Origin of the sequence: Micromonospora sp. NPDC005707, assembly GCF_040631005.1 — a bacterium.
In the GTDB taxonomy this organism is placed as follows: domain Bacteria; phylum Actinomycetota; class Actinomycetes; order Mycobacteriales; family Micromonosporaceae; genus Micromonospora.
In genome coordinates this window covers 36,712-53,311 of the sequence record NZ_JBEXYR010000014.1, presented here as the reverse complement: position 1 = coordinate 53,311, position 16,600 = coordinate 36,712, and the positions used below count along the sequence as shown (strand labels likewise).

The following is a 16,600-nucleotide window of genomic DNA, read 5'->3' as shown; positions in this document are numbered from 1 at the left end:
AGTGAACACTATGTGCGCCGGACGGGGGAGCAGCTACTAGTGGTTGCTTTCCTTTCTAGAGCTGTCCACAATTGGCTGTTGTGGGCAGTGTCTATCGGATCGGTGAGTTCGCTAAGCGGGTGGGCCGTTCGGTGAGCACGGTGCGCCGGTGGGAGGCGGAGGGCCGGATTACGGCCCGTCGTCTGCCGTCTGGGCAGCGGTATTTCGACGATTCGGATGTGCGCAGGGTGCTTCAGCCGGGCTTCGACGCCGACCGGCGGAAGGTCGTGGTGTACTGCCGGGTCTCGTCGCCCGGTCAGAAGGTCGACTTGGCCTCGCAGGTGGCGGCGATGCAACAGTTCTGCCTGGCTCGTGGTCTGGCCGTGGATGAGTGGATCAGCGAGGTCGGCGGCGGGATGGACCTTCGCCGCGAGAAATTCCTGGCGTTGATGGACGCCGTCGACCGGGGTGAGGTCGCCACGCTGGTGGTGGCGCACAAGGACCGGTTGGCCCGGTTCGGGTTCGACCTGGTGGAGCACGTGGCGGCGCGCGGTGGCTGCGAGATCGTCGTGGCCAACCAGGAGTCCCTGTCCCCGCAGCGGGAGATCGTCGAGGACCTCCTGGCCGTCGTGCACACCTTCTCGTGCCGGCTGGACGGTTTGCGCCGCTACGAGAAGGAGTTGAAGAGGGCGGACTTGGCCATGGAGGCTGACCGGTGAAGGTCACCCGGATCGCCTACTCGCTGCGACTGAATGCGGGCAAGTACGCTGCCCTGGTGGAGCAGGCCCGCCGGTTGGGCTGGGTGCGCAGCGAGGTGTGGCAGCGCTTCGGATCGATAGCCGGGGTCGGGTCTGGGTTGACAGACCGGCAGGTGCGCGACCGGTGGCTGGCTGACGGCACGCATGTGCAGTTCGCCGTGTTGGCGAATGCGTGGAAGGAAACCGTCCGCGATGCCATGGCCGACATCGACGCGAACCTGGAGGCGGCCAAGGTCGACGTCCGGCGGGCGATCAACCGACGCACCACCGATCCGGCCGAGCGCAGGCGAATGTTCACCGCGCTGAAGGCCGACCAATGGGTCGACGATCCGTTCCTGTCTCGGCAGATGCGCAAGCATTGGAGGCGGGGACGCAACCGCACGCATGATCAGATCGTGGTGCGCGCCGACAAGTACCACACCGCCGTGGATGGGCGTGGGCGGTTGTGGCTGGCGGTTCCCGGTCTCGAGCCCCGCAAGCTGGTCAGGGTCCCGCTGTCCACGACCGTCGCCCCGACCGGGACGCTGCGGCTGATCCTGCGCGGCGGGCGGGTCGAGGTCCACTACCAGATCGACGCGGCGCAGATGCGCTCATCACAGCGAGCATGCGGCGAGGCGACGCTCGGGGTGGACAAGGGCTACACCGAAGCCCTGACCGACTCCGACGGCCAGCCCCACGGTGAACAGCTCGGCGACCTGCTCACCCGCGAGTCGGACCGGTTGAAGGAACGAAACCGCCGTCGGGCGAAGCTACGCTCGATCGCCAACACCGCGGCCCTGCGGGGGAACCACGCGAAAGCGCACCGGATCAAGGCCAACAACCTCGGCACCATCAAGCGCGACCGGCAGGCCGCCCGGCACCGGGCGCGGGTGCGCACGGAGATCTTCACCGCCGTGCACGAGGTCGTCGACAAGGCCGCCACCGTGGTCGCCGAGGACCTCACCAAACGCTTCACCGGCCGCAAAACGCTGGGCAAGAACATCAACCGGCGTCTCGCCGCGTGGACCAAAGGAGTCACCGCCGAGGCCCTGAAGAACGTGTCGGAGCGCAGAGGTTCTGCGCTCGTGCACGTCAACGCCGCCTACACCTCACAAACCTGTCACCGCTGCGGCCGGCTCGGCCGCCGCAGCGGGGACCGGTTTCACTGCACCTCGTGCGGGGTGGTGTGGCAGGCCGACGTGAACGCCGCGATCAACATCCTGCACCGGGCCGGCGACCCCGACATCGCCCTGCACACCCCACACCACAAGGTGAAGCAGATCCTGCAGGACCGGACCGATCGCCACCGGACCAGACTGCCGGTCCAGGACTCCAGCCCAGCCACCGCCGGGCGGAGAGCGAAGAATCTGAACCGCTCAACTATGAGCAACGAGTAGGAAGCAGGACGAGTGGATGTCGACGCGTACGTGGCCGAGCACGGCGCCGAGTGGCGGCGGCTGGAGCAGCTGACCGGCCGGCGCCGGCTGGACGCGGCCGAGGTGGACGAGCTGGTGGCGCTCTACCAGCGGACCGCCACCCACCTCTCCGCGCTGCGCAGCCGGGCCCCGGAACCGGCGCTGGTCGGCCGCCTCTCCCAGCTGGTGCTCGCGGCGCGGGCCCGGATCACCGGCCGCCCCCGGGCCTCCTGGGCGGCGGTGGGCCGGTTCCTCGTCGCCGACCTGCCGGCCGCCCTCTACCGGGCCTGGCCCTGGTGGTGCGCGGTGGCCACCGGGTTCAGCGCGCTCACCGCCTTCCTCATCTGGTTCGTCGCCGGCCACCCGGACACCGCCGCCGCGTTCATCGGCGCCGAGGCGGCCCGGCAGCTCGTCGACTCCGGCTTCGCCGGCTACTACACCGAGTTCACCGCGCCGACGTTCGCCTTCCACCTGTGGACGCACAACGCCTGGCTGGCCGCGCAGTGCCTGGCCGCCGGGGTGCTGGTGGTGCCGGTGTTCTGGCTGCTCTGGCAGAACGCGTTGAACATCGGCGTGGTCGGCGGGGTGATGGTCTCCTACGGCCGGGCCGACGTGTTCTTCGGCATGATCACCCCGCACGGGCTGCTCGAACTCACCGGCATCCACGTGGCGGCCGGGGTCGGGCTGCGGACCGCCTGGGCCTGGATCTCGCCACCGGCCCAGCTGAGCCGGGGCCGGGCCGTCGCCCAGGCGGGTCGCTCGTCCATCGTGGTCGCCGCCGGCCTGGTCGGGCTCTTCGCGGTCTCCGCGCTGCTGGAGGCGTTCGTGACCCCGGCGCCGCTGCCGGTCGCCGTCCGGGTGGCGATCGGCGCCACGGTCTGGCTGGCCTTCCTGGCGTACGCGCTGCTGCTCGGCCGGCGGGCCGTCAGAGCTGGCCGAGGGACTTGAGCCGCAGGTAGGTGTCGGCGACCGCCGGGGCGAGCCGGTCGGCGGGGACGTCCACCACGGTCACCCCGTGCCGGGACAGGGCGGCCCGGACCCGGTCCCGCTCGGCGAGGGCCCGCCAGGCCGCCGCGGCGGCGTACGCGTCGTCGGGACTCGCGGGCGGGGTGGTGGTGAGCCCGGCCAGCACCGGATCGTGGGTGGCGGCGAGCACCACCCGGTGCCGGGCGGCCAGCCGGGGCAGCACCGGCAGCAGGCCCTCGCCCAGCGCGCCGGCCTCCAGGGCGGTGAAGAGCACCACGAGGCTGCGCTGCCGTTCCCGGCGCAGCACCTCCCCGGCGATCAGCTCGAAGTCGGTCTCCACGAGCGCCGGCTGCAGCGGCGCGACGGCGTCCACCAGCCGGGCGAGCAGCGCGGGCCGGCCGCTGCCGGTCACCCGCGCGCGGATCGCGGTGTCGGCGGCGAGCAGGTCGACCCGGTCGCCGGCCCGGGCGGCCAGCGCGGTGAGCAGCAGTGCCGCGTCGATGGCGGTGTCCAGCCGGGGCTCGTCGCCGAGCCGGACCGCCGAGGTGCGCCCGGTGTCCAGCACGCAGACGAGCCGCCGGTCCCGCTCGGGGCGCCAGGTGCGGACCAGCACGTCGGAGCGGCGGGCGCTGGCCCGCCAGTCGATGGACCGCACGTCGTCGCCGACCACGTACTCGCGGAGGGTGTCGAACTCGGTGCCGTGCCCGCGCCCCCGGGTCACCTGGACGCCGTCGATGACCCGCAGCCGGGCCAGCTTCTCGGGCAGGTGCCGCCGCGAGTCGAAGCGGGGCAGCACGCGCAGCGTCCACGGCGGGGTGGCGGGGTGGCCCGTGCGCTGCCGGAAGGCCAGCCGCAACGGTCCGAGCGAGCGTACGGTCAGCGCCACCGCGGGCCGGTCGCCGCGCCGGGCCGGGGTGAGCCGGACCGGCAGGGTGGCCGTGCCGCCCGGCGCGACGGTGAGCACCTGCCCGGCGGGGACGTCCGGCCGCGCCCCGGCCGAGGGCAGCCAGGCGTCGCGCACCTGGGCGCGCAGGGTGCGGGCGGAGGTGTTGGCCAGGTGCAGGGTGACCGTGGCGGTGCCGCCGAGCCGGACCGTCCGGTCACCGGCGCGGGTGGCGGTGAGCCCGTGCAGCGGCGCCGCGAGAGCCCAGTCGAGGGCCACCAGCAGCAGCACCGCCGCGGTCAGCACGGCGACACCGAGGAACGGCGCCGGCCAGGCCGGCAGGGTCGCCGCGCTCGCCGCGAGCAGCAGGCCCGCCCGCCAGGTCATCGCGGTGTCGGCACGGTGGCCAGCACCGCGTCCAGCACGCTGTCCACGGTGACACCCTCCAGCTCGACCTCCGGGCGCAGCCGGAGGCGGTGCCGCAGGGTGGGCCGGGCGACCGCCTTCACGTCGTCCGGGGTGACGTGGTCCCGACCGGCCAGCCAGGACCAGGCCTTGGCGGTGGCGAGCAGGGCGGTGGCGCCCCGGGGCGAGGCGCCCAGCTCCAGCGCCGGGGCGATCCGGGTGGCCCGGCACAGGTCCACGATGTAGCCGAGCACGGGCTCGGCCACGTGCACCGCGTGCACCGCCGCCCGGGCGGCGGCCAGGTCGGCGGCGGTGGCCACCGGGCGTACGCCGGCGGCGCGCAGGTCGCGCGGGTCGAAGCCAGCGTGGTGTGCGCGGAGCACGCCCAGTTCCTCGTCCCGGCCAGGCAGCGGCACGGTCAGCTTGAGCAGGAACCGGTCGAGCTGCGCCTCGGGCAGCGGGTAGGTGCCCTCGTACTCGACGGGGTTCTGGGTGGCCGCCACGATGAACGGGTCGGGCAGCGGGCGGCGCTCGCCCTCGACGGAGACCTGCCGCTCCTCCATGACCTCCAGCAGCGCCGACTGGGTCTTCGGCGGGGTGCGGTTGATCTCGTCGGCGAGGAGCAGGTTGGTGAAGACCGGCCCCTCCCGGAAGGTGAAGGCGGCGGTGCGCGGGTCGAAGATCAGCGACCCGGTGACGTCGCCGGGCATCAGGTCGGGGGTGAACTGCACCCGCTTGGAATCGAGGTCCAGCGCGGTGGCCACGGTGCGCACCAGCAGGGTCTTGGCCACCCCGGGCACGCCCTCCAGCAGCACGTGCCCCCGGCAGAGCAGCGCGATGACCAGGCCGGTGACCACGGCGTCCTGGCCGACGACGGCCTTGGCCACCTCGGCCCGCAGCCGGTGCAGGGCGGCGCGGGCGTCGGGCTGCGCGGTGGGCGACGCGGCGGCGATGACGGGTCCGGTCACCGGGGGTCTCCTTCGGTCGGGTGGGGGGCCAGGGTACGGGTCAGGGCGTCCAGTTCGCGGGCCAGCTCCAGCAGCTCCCGGTCGTCCTCCGGTGCGGTGCCGTGCAGCAGCTCGGCCACCCGCTCCGGGTCGGCCCCGGTGTGCGCGGCGACCCGGGCGGCCACCTCGTCGGGCGGCGTGTCGGGTGGCAGGTTGAGCCGGGGCAGCAGCCGGTCCAGCGCGGCGGCGCGCAGCGTCGCGGCGGTGGTGTCCCGGGCGCCGGCCCGGCGGTAGAGGCGGGCCCGGCCGAGCACCGTCTCGGCGGCGCGGACCGTCACGGGCAGCGGCTCCGGCACGGGCGGGCCGAGCCGGCGGGCCCGCCACAGCACCAGCAGCAGCCCGGCCACGGCGAGCTGCGCCAGCACCGCCCAGAACCAGGGCGGGAAGGCGTCCCAGAGCGGGTTGTGCCAGTTCGGCGGCGGGTCCGCCCGGTCGGCGGCGCGGTCGCCGGTGCGCCGGGGCAGCGGTGTGCCGTCGTCGTCCGGGGTCGGCGACCAGCTCGGCCCGGTCGGGGCGGGCGCGGGGCCGGGCAGGTCGAGCCAGACCAGCGGGCGGTCGCCGCCGAGCAGGCCGGTGGCGAGAGCGCGGTTGCCCCACTCGTCGATCCGGTCATTGCGGAACGGGTCGCTGGCACCGACCACCACCACCTCGGTGCCCCAGAGGATCCGGCGTAGCGCGCCCGCGTAGCACCGGTCGGCGCCGGCCGGCCCGGCGTAGCGCTGGTGGTCCACGGCGGCGGTGCCGGCCCGGAGCGCCTCGGGCAGCCGGCAGGGCGCGCCGTCGGCGTCCGGCGGTACGGCCCGGGTGGCCCACCGGCGATCGGTCGGTTCGAGCGGCAGGGCCAGGCCGGTCAGCACCCGGCGGGACGGCTCGACCAGCACCAGCCGGCTGCCGGGCGGCAGCACGGTCAGGGCGGCCAGGGTGTCCGGGTGCACGAGGTCCGGAGCGGGCACGAAGAGGGTCGTGGGACCTGTTCCGGCGGCCCGCAGGGCGTGCAGCGTGTCGGTCTCCCGGCGGATGGGCACCCCCTGCGCGCGCAGCGCCTCGGCCAGCCGGCTGCCCCCGTCGTCGCCGGCGGCGGCCGGGGCCAGGAAACCCGGGTCGTCCGGGTCGGGCTGGTCCACGGCGTGCAGGACCAGCGTGGTCACGATCAGCAGCACGGCCAGGCCGACCGGGACCACCGCCCGGTGCCACCGGCGGCGGGGCGCGGGCGGGGCCGCCGGCCGGGCCGGGTCGAGGGTCGCGGTCACCGGGGGTCCCCCTCGGCGGCCAGCTCGCGGCGCAGGTCGGCGGCGAGGTCCCGCATGCGGTGGTCGTGCGCGGCGGTGGCCGGGCGCTGGGCGTACCAGAGGTCGGAGAAGATCGCCCCGGCCGTGTGCAGGGTGGGCCGCACCTCGGGCCGCACCCGGGCCACGGCCGTGGTCAGCTCGGTGACGGTCAGCCCGGGGCGGGGCTCCACCAGCTGCCGCGCCACCAGGAGGCGGACCATCTCGCGCAGCCGCTCCCGGACCGCCTCGGCGTACCGGCCCTCGGCGGCCAGGCGGTCGGCGAGGCCCGGGTGGGCGGCCGAGGTCGGCTCGGGTGACCGGGGCGCGGGCACCGGCACGGCCGGCGCGTCCAGCCGGGCGCGGCGCCGCCGCCGGGGCAGGCGCAGCCTGGGCAGCCGCAGCTTCGGCAGCCGAAGCCGGAGCAGCCGGAGCCGGGGGAGCCAAAGCCGGGGCAGCCGGGGCCGGGCCATCCGGGGCAGCCGGCGGGGCACCCAGGCCGGGAAGAAGTACCAGGCCAGCGCGATCAGGAGCGCCCCGGCCAGCAGGAGCAGAGCGGCCAGCGGCAGCGGTACGGCGTCCCCCAGCGCGGCGGCCGTCTCGGTCCACCACCGGCTCACCGGGGCACCGCCAGCAGGACGGGTTCCGCGGCCGGGGCCCGGGAGAGCCGGATGTCCAGCCCCTCGGTGCGCATCCGGGTCTCCAGGTGCAGCACCGCGTCCAGGCAGGCCAGCGCCGGGTACGCGACCGCGTTCACCGCCACCCAGGCGACCGTGGCGACCGGCAGCGCCCAGGCGGAGACGTCGAAGAGGCCCAGCAGCCCGAGGCCGTGATAGACACCCAGCCCGATGCCGAGCCGGATGAGCCACCAGCCCAGGTAGCCGAGCAGCCGGATGGCGGCGGCCCGCCCACCGACCCGGACGGCCAGCCGCAGCGCCCGCCCCGGCGCCCGGTACGCCGGCACCCGGTCCACCACGAGCACCGGCACCAGGGCGCCGAGCAGCCCGTACGCGACGAACCAGGCCGGCCCGGCCAGCCCGGCGAGCAGGACCGTGCACCCGACCGCGGCTCCGGCCAGCAGGGTGGGCCCCCAGCGCCCGTCGTGCAGCAGCTCGCGTGGCCCGGTGCGGCGGCCCAGCAGCGCGGCCCCGGCGGCCCGGGCGGCCGGGTTGCCGAGCAGCGCGATGATCATGGCCTCGGTGCCGGCGCCCAGGGCGAGCAGCAGCCAGTACCACCCGAGCCGGTCCGGGTCGGGCCACCACTCGGGCGGCCGGGCGCCGGCCAGCACCCGCAGCGGGTGCAGCAGGGCCTGCTCGCCGAGGGCCAGCAGGACGGCGAGCGGGACGAGCACCCGGGCCTGGTCGCGCAGCAGCAGGACGGCCGAGTCGAGCAGTTCGCCGACGGTCAGCGGGCGGCGCGGGAGCACCGCGGTCGGGCCGACGTCGGACACGGGGACTCCTGCCGGGCGGGTCGAGGTGGCGGGCGGCGACACGCCCGAGGGATCATGGTTGCACGGCGCGTCCGCGTCCGGTGGACCCGTCCGCCGGAGCGCGCCACGCGGGCGGCCACGCCGTCAGCTGTGGTGCGGGACCGCCCTCGGCGCTACCGTGCCGTGAAGACGCCGAATCCTCCGAACGAACGGGGATGGAACGATAAACCCCATGAGAGCCCGGGTACTGGTGGTCGACGACGACCCCGCACTCGCCGAGATGCTCGGCATCGTCCTGCGCAGCGAGGGCTTCGTGCCGTCCTTCGTCGCGGACGGAGAACGGGCACTGGCCGCGTTCCGTGACAGCCGGCCCGACATCGTCCTGCTCGACCTGATGCTCCCCGGCATGAGCGGCATCGACGTGGCCCGGGCCATCCGCGGCGAGTCCGGCGTGCCCATCGTGATGCTGACCGCCAAGAGCGACACGGTCGACGTGGTGCTCGGGCTGGAGTCCGGCGCCGACGACTACGTGGTCAAGCCGTTCAAGCCCAAGGAGCTGGTGGCCCGGATGCGGGCCCGGCTGCGCCGGGGCGAGGACGTGGCGCCGGAGCTGCTCACCATCGGCCCGCCCGGCAACCAGATCACCATCGACGTGCCGGCCCACACGGTCAGCCGGGACGGCGAGGAGGTGAAGCTGACCCCGCTGGAGTTCGACCTGCTGGTCGCGCTCGCCCGCAAGCCGCGCCAGGTCTTCACCCGGGAGGTGCTGCTGGAGCAGGTCTGGGGCTACCGGCACGCCGCCGACACCCGCCTGGTCAACGTGCATGTGCAGCGGCTCCGCGCCAAGATCGAGCCGGATCCGGAGCGACCCGAAATCATCCTCACCGTGCGAGGCGTGGGCTACAAGGCGGGCACCGGATAGCCTGGTCAGCACTGTGGTGACCTCCCCGCCCCCCGACTCGCCGACCATCGCGCCCCGCCGGCTCCGCGCCGCGCGGGCGCTGTGGCGTGTCCTGGCGGGCCGCACCGCCCGGTTCGCCGCCGGCGTGCACCAGACCTGGCGGAGGTCGCTCCAGCTCCGTGTGGTGACCATCACGCTGGTGGCGTCCAGCCTGCTGGTGGGCGGTTTCGCGTACCTGATCGCCGACAAGCTCACCAACATCCTGCTGGAGAACGCCGAGACCGACGTCCTGCTGCGGCTGCAGAACGGCAGCGACTACGCCTCGAAGCAGTTCAGCCTCTACAGCCAGCCGCAGGAGGCCCAGTTCCAGGACACCATCGACGGCACGGTCAACTACCTGGCCGGCGGTGACCCGGCGCAGACGAGCGGCGTGGTGGTGGCGATCACCGCGGACAACTTCACCAACATCGAGCCGCGCACCTCCCCGGACGTGCAGGTGCGCCCGATGATCAGCCGGGAGCTGCGCGCCTCGGTGGCGGCCGGCAACGTCGCCCACCAGATCCGCACCGGCACGCTCGGCGGCCAGCGCACCAAATACCTGGTCTACGGCTCGCCGGTGCCCACCCGGTTCGGTCAACTGGAGCTCTACTACCTCGTACCCCTGTCCCGGCAGGACGCCACGGCGGCCGATGCCCGGGCCACCGTGGTCGCCACCGGCGCGGCCCTGGTGCTGCTGCTCGGCCTGCTGGCCGCCCTGGTCACCCGCCTGGTGGTGACGCCCGTGCGGGTGGCCGCCCGGACCGCCCAGCGGCTCTCCGCCGGCCTGCTCGACCAGCGGATGGTGGTCAACGGCGAGGACGACCTGGCCCTGCTCGCCGCCTCGTTCAACCAGATGGCGACCAACCTGCAGCGGCAGATCCTCCGGCTGGAGGAGATGTCCCGGCTGCAACGGCGGTTCACCTCCGACGTCTCTCACGAGCTGCGGACGCCGCTCACCACGGTCCGGATGGCCGCCGACCTGATCTTCGCCGAGCGGGACGAGTTCGACCCGGCGGTGGCGCGCAGCGCCGAGCTGCTCCAGGCGGAGCTGGACCGGTTCGAGGAGCTGCTCACCGACCTGCTGGAGATCAGCCGTTTCGACGCCGGCTTCGCCATGCTCGACAGCGAGCCGACCGACCTGGTGCCGGTGGTGCACCGGGTGACCGAGCGGCTGGCCGGGCTGGCCGAGCGGGTCGGGGTGGCCATCGAGCTGGACCTGCCGGACAGCCCGGTGATCGCCGAGGTCGACCCGCGTCGGGTCGAGCGGGTGCTGCGCAACCTGGTCGGCAACGCCGTCGAGCACGGCGAGGCCAAGCCCGTGCGGATCACCCTCGGCGTCGACCAGAGCGCCGTGGCCATCACCGTGCGGGACCACGGCGTCGGGCTCAAGCCGGGTGAGGAGAAGCTGGTCTTCAACCGGTTCTGGCGGGCCGACCCGTCCCGGGCCCGGCAGACCGGCGGCACCGGGCTGGGCCTCTCGATCAGCCTGGAGGACGCCCGGCTGCACGGCGGTTGGCTGGAGGCGTGGGGCGCGCCCGGGCAGGGCGCCCAGTTCCGGCTGACCCTGCCGGCCCGCGCCGGCGACCGGCTGACCACGTCGCCGCTGCGGCTGGTGCCGGCCGACGCCACCCTGCCCTTCGGCGGTCCGCGCGACGGCGGCCCGCTCGCCATCGGTCCGGGCAGCGGCGCTGGTGCGCTGGCCATCGGGCCGGCGGAGGGTGCGGACCGGGCCGAGGTGACGTCATGAGGCGGCGGCTGTTGACCGCGTTGCTGGGCGGCGTGCTGCTTCCCGCCGGGCTGGTCGGCTGCGGGCTCCCGCACGAGACCGAGGTGCAGGTCGACGGCTCGGGCCCGGCGGCCGAGGCGGGCGCCCTCAACGGCAGCCCCGCGCGGCCGCCCACCCCCGGCGACAGCAGCGAGCCCGGCCCGTTCATCGACAACTACCTGCGGGCGGCCGCGGCCGGCGAGCGCGAGCAGGGGTACGCCCGGGCCAAGGAGTTCATCGCCCAGGAGGCGAAGGGCCAGCTGCGGGAGAAGCCGCAGAGCAGCGAGATCGAGCTGACCGTGGTGCGGCTGCGGGAGAAGCCGGTGATCACGCCGCCCGTCAACCAGGGCACCACCGACGTGACGGTCAAGGTGCAGCAGGTCGGGGTGCTGCGCGCCGACGGTGCCCTGGACCCGCCGGAGGCCAGCGAGACCGAGTACAAGTTCCAGCTGCGCCGAGCGGATGCGGGCGGCCCGGGGCTGCTCCTCACCAACGTGCCCAACGTGCTGCTGGTCAGCGACACCGCACTGCGGGAGTACTACCGGTCCCGCACCATCTACTTCTGGAACTCCGACCAGTCACGCCTGGTGCCCGACCTGCGTTACCTGCCCTCGTCGGTGCCGGCCGAGCGGCGGGTCACCGACGTGGTGAAGTGGCTGGCCGGGGGCCCGTCGAAGTGGCTGGCCCAGGGGGTGACCGGGCTGCCCGACGGCACCCGGCCGATCAACAACGCCACCGGCGCGGACGGGCACTGGGAGGTCAACCTCACCATGCCGGGGGCCGACGACAAGAAGCTCGGCCTGCTCGCCACCCAGCTCGCCTGGTCGCTGCCCGAGCTGAACGGCCAGCTCGACCTGAAGATCCAGAACCAGAAGCGGCTGACCGTCGACCTCCAGGAGGAGCGGAGGGCGCACGCCGCGTACCCGGCCGGGGACCGCCCGGCGCGGTTCAGCGTCTACGACGGCGCCATCCGCCCGCTCGCCATCGCCAACGAACCGAGAGTCGCCGTCCCGGTGGACGCCGAGGACAACAAGAACGTGGTCGCCGCGGCGCTGGCCCGCGCCGACGACCAGGTGCTGGCCGCGCTGGTGGTGACCGGGACGGACCGCCGGCAGCGGCTCAAGGTCGGCTCCGGCCCGGACCCGGTGACGGTGTTCAACACCAGCGAGCATTCGTACGCCGCGCTGGGCCGACCCACCTGGCTCCGCTCGCTGGACGGGCGGCACCCCGCCGGCCTGGTGGCCGCGGACGGCAAGCTCTACCGGTTCGACGGGTCGGCCCAGATGAGCCTGGTCCCGCTGGCCGTCCCCGGCCCCGTCGTGGCGGTCGCCGGGTCCCTCGACGGGCACCGGATCGCCCTCGTCAGCGGGGGCAAGCTCTACGTGGCCGCGGTGAGCGTCGACGGGGGCGTGGTCGGCGTGGGCCCGCCGCAGCGGCTGGCCATCCTGCTCAGCGGCGTCACGGCGGTGGACTGGCTGGCGGAGAACGAGCTGGTCCTCGCCGGCAACGAGGCGGACCGGCGGCCGGCGATCCACCAGATCACGGTCGACGGCGCCCAGGAGACCGCGCTGAAGCGGGACATCGGCGCCGAGGTGACCCAGCTGGCGGCCTACCCGGGCGGCGCGGTCGGCGGGCTGCCGTCGCTGTCGTACATGTACGAGGCGAACAAGGCGGCCTACCGGAACAACCCGTTCGACAACATCAAGCGGGAACAGGTGCTGGACGTGCCGGCGGGCAGCCGGGCGACCAACCCGACCGCACCCTTCTTCCTCTACTGAGGCGCCGGTGCCGGGCCTGGGCGGACTCTGGTCGGATCTGACCGACCTGGTGCTGCCGGCCGGGTGCGCCGGCTGCGGGGAGCGCGTGCCGGGCCTGCGACAGGGCTTCTGCCCGGGCTGCGTGCACGACCTGGAGGCGCTCACCCCCGCGCCGGCCCGGCCCGATCCGGCCCCGGCCGGCCTGCCGCCCTGCGTCGCCCTCGGCCCGTACGCGGGCGCGCTGCGGAACGGGCTGCTGGCGTACAAGGAGCGGGGCCGGCACGGGCTGGCCCGGCCGCTGGGCGCGCTGCTGGCCGAGGCGATCGCCGTGGCGGTCGGCGCGCGAGGCCCGGTGACCCTGGTGGCGGTGCCGGACACCGCGCGGGCGGCCCGGGCCCGGTACGGCGACCACCTGGACCGGCTGGCCCGCCACGCGGCGGCCCGGCTGGGCGCGGCCGGCTGGCCGGTACGCGTGCTCCGGCCGCTGCGCGCGCTGCCCCGGCCGGACTCGGTGGCGCTGGACAGCGCCGGCCGGGCCGCCGCGGCCGAGGCGGCGTTCCGGCTGCGCCGCTCCGGCGGGGTGGCCGGTCCGGTGGTGCTGCTCGACGACATCGTCACGACGGGGGCCACGCTGGCCGCCGTGAGTCGGGTCCTGCGCGACGCGGGAATGACGCCAAAGGCCGCGGCCGTGCTCGCCGCGACGCAAAAGCGGCACCATCAGTGACGCTTCGTGTTTCCGTTTCACCCCATGGTGTATGAGCTGTTAAATTTCGCGGCCTCTCCCGGCAACTGGGGGTGACTGGTGGCCGAACAGGAGTTAGCGTTTTCGTGTCGGGGGTAGGAGGGTTGCCAACCTTCCCCCGGCATTGGAAGGAGGCGTAGCCGTACACCATCGGTCGACGCCGAACGGGGTTCTCCCTGGGTGCGTCGACCGGAAGATCCGGACCGAACGACCGTCCGAACAAGGGAGGTCACGTGGACATCGTGGTCAAGGGCCGTAACGTCGAAGTGCCGGACCATTACCGGGTGCACGTAGCCGAGAAGCTCGCAAAGATCGAACGCTACGACCACAAGCTCATTCGCGTGGACGTCGAGTTGTTCCACGAGCGCAATCCGCGCCAGGCCGATCATTGCCAGCGGGTGGAGATCACCTGCGTGACGCGCGGCCCGGTGATCCGGGCCGAGGCCTGCACGAATGATTTCTACAGCGCGCTGGACGCCGCCATAGCCAAGCTGGACACCCGCTTCCGCCGGGCGGCCGACCGCCGCCGCGTGCACCGCGGCCGGCACGCGCCGCTCTCCGTCGCCGCCGCCACCGCCGACCTGCCGGTCGCCGACCTGGAGGGGCCCGGCCTGGCGGCCTTGAACGGGCACGCGACCGCCACCGCCGTCGCGGAACGACCCGACGAGAGCTTCGAGGAACACGACGACCAGCCGTGGCACATCGCGCGGGCGAAGGTGCACCCCGCCGAGCCGATGACGGTCGACGACGCGCTGTTCCAGATGGAGCTGGTCGGCCACGACTTCTACCTGTTCCAGGACAAGGAGTCGGGCCGCCCGAGCGTTGTCTACCGCCGGCACGCCTACGACTACGGGATCATCTCGCTCGACACCGGACCCTGACCACCCCGCGGGAACACCGGCCGGAAGCCGTGGTGGGCGACCACCGCGGCTTCCGCCGTCACCCGGTGCGGTCGCCGGGCAGCCGGCCGAAGATCAGCGAGTCGACCCGGGTCCCGTCCGGGCCGGGGAGCCGGCCGCGCAGCAGCCCCTCCCGGCCGAAGCCGGCCTTCTCCAGGACCCGCTGCGAGGCGATGTTCTCCGGCCGGGTGCCGGCCCAGAGCCGGGCCAGCCCGGCGTCGAAGGCCCAGCCGGCCACGAGGCCCACCGCCCGGGTGGCCAACCCCCGACCGCGCGCCTCGGGCAGCAGGCTGTAGCCGAGCATGGCCTGGCCGGTGCTCGGTTCGTCGTACACGAGCGCGCAGCCGCCCACCACGGCGCCGGTGGACGCGTCCAGGACGGCGAGGTCGGCCGAGCGGCCGGCCAGCCAGTGGCTCTCCGCGCGGCGGCACCGCCGCTCGACCGACTCCCGCGTCGGCGGGGCCGGCGGCACCCGGTTCGCCACCACCTCCGGCAGCGTGTGCAGCCGGTACAGCGCCTCGGCGTCCGCCGGCCCGAGCCGGCGCAGCGTCACCACGCCGTCGGTGAGCCGGCCCTCGGGCAGGTCCGGCAGCAGCCGGGCGGTCGGCCCGGGCGGGTCGTCGGCGAGGCGTACCCAGACGGCGAGGTCGTGCCGACCGTCCCGACCCTGGCCGGCCGACCGGCGTACCCCCTCGTGCCGGAACCCGGCGGCCAGCGCCACCCGCTGGCTCGCCGCGTTCTCCTCCTGGGCGAGCAGTTCGAGCCGGACGATGCCGGCGGCGAAGGCCGCCTCGGCCAGCGCGCGGGTGGCGGCCGTGGCGACGCCCCGGCCGCGCGCCCACGGCGCGACCCAGAAGCCGATCTCCGCCTGCCCGCGCTCCGCCACCGGGTGGCTGAGGCCGGCCGCGCCGATCAGCCGGTCGGTGGCCGGGTCGGCGATCGCGTACGCCGCGCCGCCGGCGGCCCAGGCCGCCGGTGCGCCCTCGGTGATCCACCACCGGGCGCTCTCCTCGGTGTACGGGTCGGGCAGGCCGGGCAGGAACCGCTGGGTGAGCGGGTCGGCGCAGGCGGCGGCCGTGTCCGCCAGGTCGGTGAGCCGGTCCCGCCGCAGCCGCACCCCGTACGCCTCGATGATCTCCGGGGTCACCGCAGGTCCTGCGGGAGCAGCCCGCCGATCCAGACGTCCTGCCGTTCCCCGCGGTGCTGGACGCCGCCGCGGAGGGTGCCCTCGACGGTGAAGCCGGCCTTCTCGGCGGCCCGCCGCGACGCGGTGTTGCCGACGTTGGCCCGCCACTCGACGCGGGCCAGGCCGAGCGTGGTGAAGCCCCAGGCGCAGAGCGCGGCCAGCGCGGCCGGCAGGTAGCCCCGGCCTCGGGCGTGCGGCGCGGTCATGAAGCCCACGTCGGCGACGAGCGGGGTCCCGGGGGAGATGCGCAGGTCGACCGAGGCGACGTACCGGTCGTCGGCGTCGGCGACCGCGTAGGAGGCGCCCGTGCCCCGGGCCCAGGCCGCCTCGGCGATGTCCCGGAGGAAGCTCTCGGCGTGCTCCCGCTGGTAGGGGTGCGGCACCGTGGTCCAGCGGATGGTGTCCTCGTCGCGGCACGTGGTCACGAGCGCGTCGATGTCGCGTTCCTCCAGCGGGCGCAGCCGCAGCTCGGTGTCGCCCGCGGTGGCGAACAGGACCGGCTGGGGCCGCCCGAAGACCGCGGCCCGGCGGGCCTCCAGCGTGTCCGGGCCGTAGCGGAAGGGCTCGCCCGGTGCCGCCAGCTCGTGCGGTAGAAGGGAGCCGATCCAGGCCTCCGGCCGGCCGCCGACCGAGGGATGGGCCAGCCGTAGCTCGCCCTCGACGCGGAAGCCGGCCCGGAGCGCGACCAGCCGGGAGCCGTGGTTGCCGATCTCCGCCTGCCAGATCACCCGGCGCAGCTTGAGCGCGTCGAACGCCCAGCGGGCGACCGCCCGGGTGGCCCGGACCGCCACGCCCCGGCCGCGAGCCCAGGGCGCGGTCCAGTAGCCCACCTCGGCGGAGTCCAGGCCGCGGTCGATGGAGACCAGGCCGCAGGAGGCGAGCAGCTCACCGGTCGCCGCGTCGCAGACCGCGAACAGCGCCTCGGTGCCGTCCGCCCAGGCCGTCCCGCTGATCGTGGTCACGTATCCCAGGGCGTGTTCGGGCAGGTACGGGCGGGGTACGGTGGTCCAGCGCTGGATGTCCGGATCCTGGCAGGCGCGGTACACCGCGTCGGCGTCCTCCGCCCGCCAGGGTCGCAGCAGCAGGCCGTCCTCGATGATCTCCACAGGCTCCACCCGAGCCATCGTGCCGGATCGTTCGCGGACGGCGTAACCCGATTACCGCCGCTCAGCGCCCGCGCTCGGCGTTATGTCGGGTTCGCGGCTCCGGACCACCGCCACCAGTG

The 16,600-nt window shown here is 74.7% G+C and carries 15 protein-coding genes; 8 read left to right on the top strand and 7 right to left on the bottom strand.

Translation table 11 applies throughout. From position 1 onward, the window contains the following. Positions 1-80: 80 nt before the first annotated feature. From ABZ452_RS25080 to ABZ452_RS25070, 3 genes are read left to right on the top strand one after another with little or no spacing between them, the layout of a single operon-like run. Complete coding sequence (locus tag ABZ452_RS25080; protein ID WP_357947459.1) at positions 81-698, top strand: IS607 family transposase; 618 nt, start codon at positions 81-83, stop codon at positions 696-698. Continuing rightward, positions 695-2,113, top strand: a complete 1,419-nt coding sequence (locus ABZ452_RS25075; protein WP_357947456.1) for a transposase — start codon at positions 695-697, stop codon at positions 2,111-2,113. Before ABZ452_RS25080 ends, ABZ452_RS25075 begins: the two co-directional genes overlap by 4 nt. Before the next feature lie 12 nt (positions 2,114-2,125). Then, a complete protein-coding gene (locus ABZ452_RS25070) occupies positions 2,126-3,079 on the top strand; it encodes a stage II sporulation protein M (protein ID WP_357947453.1) in 954 nt (317 codons plus the stop codon). On the opposite strand, the gene ABZ452_RS25065 is transcribed toward ABZ452_RS25070, so the two are convergent. The 5 genes from ABZ452_RS25065 to ABZ452_RS25045 are packed head-to-tail and all read right to left on the bottom strand — an operon-like array spanning position 3,057 to position 8,107. Continuing rightward, the gene (locus tag ABZ452_RS25065; RefSeq protein WP_357947450.1) at positions 3,057-4,367 is read right to left on the bottom strand and encodes a DUF58 domain-containing protein; all 1,311 of its coding nucleotides are present in this window, start codon (positions 4,365-4,367) and stop codon (positions 3,057-3,059) included. The two genes, ABZ452_RS25070 and ABZ452_RS25065, sit on opposite strands and share 23 nt — an antisense overlap. Then, entirely contained in the window at positions 4,364-5,353 is a 990-nt protein-coding gene (locus ABZ452_RS25060; protein WP_357947447.1) for a MoxR family ATPase, read from the bottom strand. Before ABZ452_RS25060 ends, ABZ452_RS25065 begins: the two co-directional genes overlap by 4 nt. After that, entirely contained in the window at positions 5,350-6,642 is a 1,293-nt protein-coding gene (locus ABZ452_RS25055; protein ID WP_357947444.1) for a DUF4350 domain-containing protein, read from the bottom strand. Before ABZ452_RS25055 ends, ABZ452_RS25060 begins: the two co-directional genes overlap by 4 nt. Beyond that, complete coding sequence (locus tag ABZ452_RS25050; RefSeq protein WP_357947441.1) at positions 6,639-7,277, bottom strand: DUF4129 domain-containing protein; 639 nt, start codon at positions 7,275-7,277, stop codon at positions 6,639-6,641. Before ABZ452_RS25050 ends, ABZ452_RS25055 begins: the two co-directional genes overlap by 4 nt. Beyond that, positions 7,274-8,107, bottom strand: coding sequence for a hypothetical protein (locus ABZ452_RS25045; protein WP_357947438.1), 834 nt, complete (start codon positions 8,105-8,107; stop codon positions 7,274-7,276). The genes ABZ452_RS25050 and ABZ452_RS25045 overlap by 4 nt, the downstream gene beginning before the upstream one ends. Before the next feature lie 211 nt (positions 8,108-8,318). On the opposite strand from ABZ452_RS25045, the gene mtrA reads away from it, so the two are divergent. From mtrA to raiA, 5 genes are all read left to right on the top strand, one after another. Further along, positions 8,319-9,008: an MtrAB system response regulator MtrA gene (gene mtrA / locus ABZ452_RS25040; RefSeq protein WP_046564340.1), complete on the top strand. Its 690-nt coding sequence runs from the start codon at positions 8,319-8,321 to the stop codon at positions 9,006-9,008. 1 nt (position 9,009) lies between these two features. Continuing rightward, positions 9,010-10,773: an MtrAB system histidine kinase MtrB gene (gene mtrB, locus ABZ452_RS25035; RefSeq protein ID WP_357947768.1), complete on the top strand. Its 1,764-nt coding sequence runs from the start codon at positions 9,010-9,012 to the stop codon at positions 10,771-10,773. Beyond that, positions 10,770-12,569, top strand: coding sequence for an LpqB family beta-propeller domain-containing protein (locus ABZ452_RS25030; protein ID WP_357947435.1), 1,800 nt, complete (start codon positions 10,770-10,772; stop codon positions 12,567-12,569). Before mtrB ends, ABZ452_RS25030 begins: the two co-directional genes overlap by 4 nt. Before the next feature lie 7 nt (positions 12,570-12,576). Beyond that, entirely contained in the window at positions 12,577-13,272 is a 696-nt protein-coding gene (locus ABZ452_RS25025) for a ComF family protein (protein ID WP_357947432.1), read from the top strand. Positions 13,273-13,523: 251 nt separating this feature from the next. Continuing rightward, the gene (raiA, locus tag ABZ452_RS25020; protein ID WP_357947429.1) at positions 13,524-14,171 is read left to right on the top strand and encodes a ribosome-associated translation inhibitor RaiA; all 648 of its coding nucleotides are present in this window, start codon (positions 13,524-13,526) and stop codon (positions 14,169-14,171) included. A 58-nt stretch (positions 14,172-14,229) separates the two neighbouring features. Here raiA and ABZ452_RS25015 read toward each other — a convergent pair whose 3' ends face one another. After that, positions 14,230-15,336: a GNAT family N-acetyltransferase gene (locus ABZ452_RS25015; protein WP_357947425.1), complete on the bottom strand. Its 1,107-nt coding sequence runs from the start codon at positions 15,334-15,336 to the stop codon at positions 14,230-14,232. After that, a complete protein-coding gene (locus tag ABZ452_RS25010; RefSeq protein ID WP_357947422.1) occupies positions 15,333-16,499 on the bottom strand; it encodes a GNAT family N-acetyltransferase in 1,167 nt (388 codons plus the stop codon). The genes ABZ452_RS25015 and ABZ452_RS25010 overlap by 4 nt, the downstream gene beginning before the upstream one ends. Between the last annotated feature and the right edge of the window lie 101 nt (positions 16,500-16,600).

What these genes read in the sequence shown, in the direction of transcription:
- ABZ452_RS25065 (WP_357947450.1), bottom strand. Translation starts at nt 4,367, where the DNA reads ATGACCTGGCGGGCGGGCCTGCTGCTCGCGGCGAGCGCGGCGACCCTG.
- mtrA (WP_046564340.1), top strand. Translation starts at nt 8,319, where the DNA reads ATGAGAGCCCGGGTACTGGTGGTCGACGACGACCCCGCACTCGCCGAG.
- ABZ452_RS25030 (WP_357947435.1), top strand. Translation starts at nt 10,770, where the DNA reads ATGAGGCGGCGGCTGTTGACCGCGTTGCTGGGCGGCGTGCTGCTTCCC.
- ABZ452_RS25010 (WP_357947422.1), bottom strand. Translation starts at nt 16,499, where the DNA reads ATGGCTCGGGTGGAGCCTGTGGAGATCATCGAGGACGGCCTGCTGCTG.